This is a genomic window from bacterium, from assembly GCA_035703895.1.
GTDB lineage: Bacteria > Sysuimicrobiota > Sysuimicrobiia > Sysuimicrobiales > Segetimicrobiaceae > Segetimicrobium.
On sequence record DASSXJ010000031.1, the window covers coordinates 22068 to 28633 of the forward strand.

Genomic DNA, 6566 nt, shown 5'->3' on the forward strand with positions numbered 1-6566 from the left:
CGCAGGGGGAGCGGTGATGGCACGGGTCGCGTTCTTTGGGGTCGGGCAAATGGGGGAACCGATGGCGGGGCATCTGGTGTCTAATGGGCACGCCCTCGTGCTGGTCGCCCACTGCCGCCGCGCGGGCGTCGAGCGCCTCGTGGGAAAAGGGGCCGCTGAGGCGTCGGACGCCGCGGAGGCCGTACGGCGCACCGACATCGCGATCATGATGCTGCCCACGGCCGATGAGGTGGAAGAGGTGCTCTTCGAGCCCGGCCGGGCGGCGGCCGCCATGGCGCCCGGGTACACCGTGATCGACATGGGGACAAGTTTTCCACCGCAGACCCGCCGGGTAGCGGCCCGGGTGGCGGAGCGCGGCGGCCGGTTCCTCGACGCCCCTGTGACCGGGGGCCCGGAAGGGGCGCAGGGCGGAACCCTGACGATCATGGTGGGAGGGGACGAAGCGACGTTGGAGTCGGTGCGGCCGCTCCTTGCGGCGATGGGATCGTCGATCTTCCATTTTGGGGGGATTGGAGCCGGCCACACCGCGAAGCTCGTGCAAAACATGATCGGCATCGTGAGCTCCGCGGCCATCGCGGAGGGTTTCGCGCTTGCCGCCGCGGCAGGGTTGGACGTCGAGAAGGTCTACGAGATGCTGGCTTCGAGCACGTCCGCGAGCCCCGCGCTTCGGTCCATGGTCCCCAAAGTGTTCGCGCGCGCGTTCGACCAGGTCAACTTCCGGCTCGACCTGGCGTACAAGGACATCCGTCAGGCCACCCAACTGGCGCGCGAGATGACCGTCCCGCTGCCGGCGGCAAACGGCGCGACCGAGCTACTGCAACTGGCGCGAGCGCTCGGCTTCGGCGCGCAGGACAGCACGGCAGTGATCCAGGGACTCGAGACGATCTTGAAGCTCGAAGTCAAAGGAGGCGGCGGCTCCTAGTCGCCGCCTCACGCGTGCGCATCTGCGCCCTAGACCTTTGGGGTCTTGGCCATCCCGACGATCTCGTTGGTCATGACCTCCTCGACCTGAACCGGCCGGGACGTCTCGTTGAGGGTCATGTAGACTTCGCTGAGGTCCTTCCATACCTGGGCGTCCATCCACCCCCAGCCGTGCTGCTTGGTCTCGATCGAGGTGAGGAAGGGGATCTCGTTCTGCCACGTCTTGAGCTCGAGTGCCCGGTCCAGGCCGGTCGTGTGGCGGAGCAGGCTGTCGATGGACTCCTCGGGATGCTGCGCCGCGTACATCCAGCCACGCGCGCTCGCGCCGAGGAACCGGGCCAAGACGTCCTTCCGATCGCGCAGGGCCTGATCGGTCGCGAAATAGGTGAGGGCGTACATGCGGATCCCGAGATCCCAGAGGCGGAAGTAACTGACGTTCCCCGCCGATTGCGCCGCATCCATCTGCGCGGAGTTGATCAGCCACCCAGTGATGACGTCGACTTGATGGGTGACGAGCGGGGTGCTGTCGCCCCCCACCGCGAGCACTTTCACCTTGTCCTTGGGAATTTGATACTTCGTCAGCACGGCGTCCAAGAGCGGCCGGGCGGTTGGTTGAATGCCGATCGTCTTGCCGACGAAATCGTGGGGCGTTCTGATCCCCGACTTGGCAAAGAAGATGAAGGCGAACGGATGGCGCTGCAGGGCGGTGCCAAAGGCTTTGATCGGCACGCCCCGGCTGCGTGCGATCAGCATCGTGGAGATCGACGCGGCGTTCCCCAACATCGTCCCGCCGCCGGCCACGATCTGGACCGGGTCGATCGCCGGTCCCCCGGGCTGGATCTTGAGATCGATGCCCGCCTCCTTGAAGAACCCCTTATCGAGCGCCGCGAAATCTCCGGCCATCTGCGAGTTGGCGAGCCATCCCAGCTGCTCGCCGACGGTCGTGAGGCCCTGGGACTGCGCCTGACCCGCGCTCCCCGCGACGCCTCCGCCCGCCAGCGCGAGGCCGAGGGCCCCAGTGCGGGCCAGGAACGCACGACGTCCCATCCCCTGTGCCACCAGCGTGATCCCGTCGTATGTCATCCGACGTCCCTCCTCCCATTCGTGACCGCTCGTAACGCGAACACGACCGTCCTGCTAGACGGCGGCTCCCGACCCCCGGATGCCCGAGGATGCGACGCGCGCGCCCGCGACGGCGGCGACGAACCGCCGCACCCGCTCGGGATCCACCGGATTGGTGATGATGTCGTCGACCTTGGCATGATATCCGAAGATCGAGCCGTCGACGAGCGCGACCGTCTCCGCGGTGGTCTCGCGCATCCCGCTCCCGAGGAGGACGGGGACGTCGGGGACGGCCGCGCGGACCTCGAGGATATCCTCGCGCCGGGGAGGATCCCCGCTCTCCTCGCCCGAGACGATCAGCGCATCCGCGAGACCCCGCTCCGCGGTGTCGCGCGCCACGATCCCCAAGGGACGCCGCGCCAGCGGGGCGCCGTGCTTGCAATAGACGTCCGCGAGAATCAAAAGGTGGTCGGCGCCCAGCGCGCGCCGGTACCGGAGGGCGAGATGCGCCGGTGCCTCGATGATGCCCTGGTCGGTCACCAGCGCGTCGGTGAGAACGTTGAGGCGGATGAAGCGGCCCCCGACCGCCAGCGCCACGGCCAGCGCGGCCTTCCAGTCGTTGCGGAGCACGTTGATCCCGACCGGCAGGTCCCCGGCCACCCGCACGACCTCCTTGGCGATGACCGACATCGCGGCGACCGTTTCCGCCTCCACGTGGTCCGGGTAGAAGGGGTTGTCGTTGAAGTTTTCGACGATCATCCCGCCGGCGCCGCCGCGCCGGATCGCCTCGGCATCGGCCAGGGCCGCGTCCACCACGGGCACGAGACGGCCCCCATACCGAGGCGCGCCGGGAAGGGGATGCAAATGGACCATGCCGAGCACCACCTTGTCTTGGGAGAACACGGTGCGAAACCGCGCCCGGCTCATACCGCCCCCTCAGCCCGTAGCCGCTGAATGTCCTCCCGACTGTACTCCGCTTCGGCCAGCACGTCGTCGGTGTGCTCCCCGAGTTCCGGAGGCGGAAGGCGAAGTTGTCCGGGTGTCTCAGACAGCTTGATGGGGATCCCGATGGTGCGGAATCGGCCGAGGACGGGATGGACTACCTCCACCACCATCTCGTTATGGCGTACCTGGGGGTCGGCGACGGCCTGGTCCAGACTCTGCACCGGTGCGCAGAGGAGATCCTGGCCTTCGAGCCGGGCCAGCGCCTCGGCCTGCGTGAGCTCGGCGAACCGGCGGCGAAAGATCGCCTGCAGTTCGTCCCGGTGCGCGAACTGGGCGGCTTCGGTGGCAAACCGTGGATCGTCCCCCAGCGGCGCGAGATCCAGGGCCCGGCAGATATCGCCCAGAGGGTCGACCTTGAACGCGCCGATCATCACGATCCACCCTCCGTCGAAGGTACGAAACGTGCCGTTAAGCGGCATCGCGATCCAGTTGATGACCTGCCCCGCGTTCATCAGCGCCGTGGCTTCCTGCTGCTGCATGTAGAGCATCGCGTCCAGCAGCGAGGCGGTGACCAGTTGCCCGCGCCCGGTTTTCTGCCGCGCGAGCAGCGCCATGAGGATGCCCTGCACGAGGAGCATTCCGGCGGCACAATCGCAGATCGCGGTGCTGAACGGTTCCGGGGGGGCATTGGACTCCGCGCGCCGCAGTAGGGCGCCCCCGAGCGCCTGCGCCAAAATATCCTGGCCCCCTTTTTTCACATACGGGCCGCTCAGGCCGTACCCGCTGCCCACCGCATAGATCAGACGCGGATACCGCCCGCTGAGCTGCTCGTACCCGAACCCGAGCCGTTCCATGGTGCCTGGGCGGAAGTTGTGTACGAGGACGTCGGCGTCCGTGAGCAACCGCTCGAGCGCCATCCGGCCCGCCGGGTTCCGCAGATCGATGGTGACGCCGCGCTTGTTCCGGTTACTGGCCAGGAAGACGTAACTGACCCCGTTGGAGTGCGCCAGCGTCGATCTCGTGTAGTCGCCCTGCCCGGGGCGCTCGATCTTGATCACGTCCGCCCCGAAGTCGCCGAGCATCTGCGTCGCCACGGGCCCCAGGGTGATCTGCGTGAGGTCCAGGATCCGCACGCCATCCAGAGGCAGCGGACCTCCCTCGGTCATCACCGGCGCCTCCATGCGGGACTGCGCTTCTCTCGGAAGGCCTGAACCCCTTCCCGGGCATCTTCGGAGGCGACGGCCTCGAGGACGCGGCGCGGGAACCACCGGGGGGCGGCCCACGTGGGCAGGTCCTGCGCGGCGAGCGCGACCTGCTTCGTCGCCTCGACGGCAAGCGGGGCGCACGCGACGATGTCGGCGGCCCAGCGATCCGCGGCCTGCAAGAGATCCTCCCGCGGCACCACCTCATTCACCAATCCCGCGCTCTCGGCTGCCTGGGCGCTGATCCGGCGCCCCGTGAGGAGCAACCCCATGGCGATCTTGAGAGGAACCTGGCGCGCCAGGAGCGTGATGCCGGCGTCGAGCGCCATCCTACCGACGCGAGGTTCCGGAAATCCGAATTCGGCGTGCTCGGCGGCGATGATGAGATCGCAGCCCAGCGCGAGCTCGAACCCGCCGCCGAGGGCCAGCCCGTTGACGGCGGCGATCACGGGTTTGAAGAGGTCGCGACGGAGCGAGAGCCCTCCCGCGCCCAGCGGCGGCCCCCCCGTGAGGTAATCGAGCCCGCTCGCGTCCCCGGCGTCCTTCATGTCGGCGCCGGCACAGAACGCCCGCGATCCCGCTCCCGTCAGCACCGCCACCCGCACGTCGGGATCGTCGCGGACCTCGTCCCAGACGCCCGCGAGGGCGTCGTGCGCCGCGCGGTTGAGCGCGTTCAGGACGTGCGGCCGGTCGATGGTCACGCGGGCGATGGGCCCATCTTTCCGGTACCGTACGCCGGCTCCGGCTCGCGGGTCTTCCGGCATCGTCACGCGCCTCCTGTGGCGGCGATCCCGGCGGCTCCCGCCGGAGCGGGGGACCCCAGATCCATCCCCTGCGCCAGAAGGCGGCGTTGGAGGGCTCCCACGTCAACCGCCCTCGGTTCACCCCCCGCCGCTACCGCCATCGCCGCGGCGGTCCCCGCGGCCTCGCCCATCACCATGCACGGCGGGATCTCCCGGCTCAACTTTTGTGCCTCGGACGTGGCGGAGAAGCAGCGGCCGGTAACGAGGAGCCCGTCGATCCCCTTCGGCAGCATGCACCGGTACGGCATGAAGTAATCCCGGCCCCGGCCGATGACATCGGGGAACTGCCGGCGTCCGGCGACGTCCTCCTTGGTCAGCACGTACTCGCCCTCGAGGAGCCGGGTCTGCCGGACGCCCGCCTGCGGTGCAGCGTCCAGGATGTAGGCGTGCTCGAACCCCGGCATGTTGGCCCGCACCCAGACGACGGCCTTCGTGAACCGCTGCCGTGCCTCAGCTTCGAGGTGGGTGAGGTCCTCGACGGACAGGCCGTTCAGGCCATGCAGGTGCGGACAGTTGCACCAGATGATCCCCTCCCGGGGCGTGCGCAGCCACCAGAAGTCCCAGGAGCCTCCGATGATGCGTTTGACTGTGGCGTTGAGTTCACGGGCCTCGCCGGGATGCTCCCGCTCGAACCGGATCGCCCGGTCCACGTCGACGGCCGCGAGCCGGTGCACGAGCGTCAGCATGTACGTGCCATGGACGAACGGTGCGCCAGCGCTCGCGAAGACGTCCCCGTCGCCGGTCGCATCGATGAACACCCGCCCCGCGATCGCCTGCCGCCCGGCCTTCGTCTCCATCACGACGGCGCTCAGGCGGCCATCCTCGACGATCGCCCGCGAAAACCACGAGTGCATCCGGAGCGCCACCCCGGCCTCGGCCGTCATCTCGAGCGAGATCTGCTTCCAGCACTCCGGGTCGAACGATGCGCCGTATGTTGTGGGATGCGGCGTGGTTCGTGCGTAAAAATCTTCGAACCCCCACCGCGCCCAGCGCCACCAGAGCTCGACGTCCTGCTTGAAGCACTCCTCGAGCGGCGGGGTGACGGCCCCGCCCGCGGCGACCATGCGGTCGACGATCTCCTGCGCGATGCCGGCGACGGTCTTCCCGTGGCGGTCGCACATGTCATCCAGCAGGACGACCATGCCGCCCGACGCCATGCCGCCGAGGTATCCGTATCGTTCGAGCAGCAGGACCCTGCTCCCATTGCGGGCGGCGGCGACCGCCGCCGCGAACCCCGCAGGCCCGCCTCCCACGACCACCACATCGGCCTCGGCGACCACCGGGGTCTCCACGGCTGCCTCGCGCACCGTCTTCATGATCCGCTCTCCTTCATGAGTCGGCGCCGACCCCGGAGGGTTGCCGCCACGAGATCGCATACCGCTCGAGGATCGAGATCGCCCCGAACAGCGCGAGCGCCAGGGCCGAGGCGACGGCCATCGTCGCGTAGAGGAGCGGGGTGCGGTAGTCATAGGTCGCCGCCACGATGAGGTACCCGAGGCCGGAGTTCGAGCCGATCCATTCCCCGACGATCGCGCCGAGCAGGCTCGCGGTGCTCGCGATTCGCAGCGCCGAGAACAGGTACGGGAGCGACGTCGGCCACCGCAGGTACCGGAACACTTCCCACCGGCTGGCC

7 protein-coding genes are annotated in these 6566 nt (G+C 68.8%); 1 reads left to right on the forward strand and 6 read right to left on the reverse strand.

Annotated elements, in window-relative coordinates; genetic code table 11:
- Positions 1-16: 16 nt before the first annotated feature.
- Positions 17-922 (forward strand): NAD(P)-dependent oxidoreductase, encoded by a 906-nt coding sequence (locus VFP86_02340; GenBank protein ID HET8998464.1) that lies wholly within the window; start codon positions 17-19, stop codon positions 920-922.
- 29 nt (positions 923-951) lie between these two features.
- Here the strand turns inward: VFP86_02340 and VFP86_02345 are convergent, their stop codons facing one another.
- The 6 genes from VFP86_02345 to VFP86_02370 form a co-directional block, all read right to left on the reverse strand.
- Positions 952-2004, reverse strand: a complete 1053-nt coding sequence (locus VFP86_02345) for an ABC transporter substrate-binding protein (protein HET8998465.1) — start codon at positions 2002-2004, stop codon at positions 952-954.
- Positions 2005-2058: 54 nt separating this feature from the next.
- Positions 2059-2910, reverse strand: a complete 852-nt coding sequence (locus VFP86_02350) for a BtpA/SgcQ family protein (protein HET8998466.1) — start codon at positions 2908-2910, stop codon at positions 2059-2061.
- The gene (locus VFP86_02355) at positions 2907-4094 is read right to left on the reverse strand and encodes a CoA transferase (GenBank protein HET8998467.1); all 1188 of its coding nucleotides are present in this window, start codon (positions 4092-4094) and stop codon (positions 2907-2909) included. The genes VFP86_02350 and VFP86_02355 overlap by 4 nt, the downstream gene beginning before the upstream one ends.
- Positions 4094-4894, reverse strand: a complete 801-nt coding sequence (locus tag VFP86_02360; protein ID HET8998468.1) for an enoyl-CoA hydratase-related protein — start codon at positions 4892-4894, stop codon at positions 4094-4096. The genes VFP86_02355 and VFP86_02360 overlap by 1 nt, the downstream gene beginning before the upstream one ends.
- A 2-nt stretch (positions 4895-4896) precedes the next feature.
- Positions 4897-6249 (reverse strand): FAD-dependent oxidoreductase, encoded by a 1353-nt coding sequence (locus VFP86_02365; GenBank protein HET8998469.1) that lies wholly within the window; start codon positions 6247-6249, stop codon positions 4897-4899.
- Between the two features lie 13 nt (positions 6250-6262).
- Positions 6263-6566: ABC transporter permease subunit (locus tag VFP86_02370; protein HET8998470.1), on the reverse strand; the 304-nt coding region annotated here is incomplete at its 5' end.

Excerpts from the sequence above, each read along its gene's own strand:
- VFP86_02340 (HET8998464.1), top strand. The coding sequence starts at position 17 with ATGGCACGGGTCGCGTTCTTTGGGGTCGGGCAAATGGGGGAACCGATG.
- VFP86_02345 (HET8998465.1), bottom strand. The coding sequence starts at position 2,004 with ATGACATACGACGGGATCACGCTGGTGGCACAGGGGATGGGACGTCGT.
- VFP86_02350 (HET8998466.1), bottom strand. The coding sequence starts at position 2,910 with ATGAGCCGGGCGCGGTTTCGCACCGTGTTCTCCCAAGACAAGGTGGTG.
- VFP86_02355 (HET8998467.1), bottom strand. The coding sequence starts at position 4,094 with ATGACCGAGGGAGGTCCGCTGCCTCTGGATGGCGTGCGGATCCTGGAC.
- VFP86_02360 (HET8998468.1), bottom strand. The coding sequence starts at position 4,894 with ATGCCGGAAGACCCGCGAGCCGGAGCCGGCGTACGGTACCGGAAAGAT.
- VFP86_02365 (HET8998469.1), bottom strand. The coding sequence starts at position 6,249 with ATGAAGACGGTGCGCGAGGCAGCCGTGGAGACCCCGGTGGTCGCCGAG.